Origin of the sequence: Kitasatospora sp. A2-31 (assembly GCF_022288725.1) — a bacterium.
In the GTDB taxonomy this organism is placed as follows: domain Bacteria; phylum Actinomycetota; class Actinomycetes; order Streptomycetales; family Streptomycetaceae; genus Kitasatospora.
Genome location: NZ_JAKNTA010000003.1, coordinates 622778 through 623025 on the forward strand (window position 1 = coordinate 622778; position 248 = coordinate 623025).

Consider the following 248-nt stretch of genomic DNA (forward strand, 5'->3'; position numbering starts at 1 on the left):
TCTTAATCGAGCACAGTCGGGCAAGCATTCACGGAGAGTTTGATCCTGGCTCAGGACGAACGCTGGCGGCGTGCTTAACACATGCAAGTCGAACGGTGAAGCCCTTCGGGGTGGATCAGTGGCGAACGGGTGAGTAACACGTGGGCAATCTGCCCTGCACTCTGGGACAAGCCCTGGAAACGGGGTCTAATACCGGATATGACCTTCCTCCGCATGGGGGTTGGTGGAAAGCTCCGGCGGTGCAGGAT

General features: G+C 58.1%; 1 rRNA gene (cut by a window edge). It reads left to right on the forward strand.

Going from position 1 to position 248, the window contains the following annotated elements:
* The first annotated feature begins 27 nt into the window (after positions 1–27).
* Positions 28–248: ribosomal RNA gene (locus tag MCM47_RS11690) — 16S ribosomal RNA — on the forward strand; it runs 796 nt beyond the window's last position.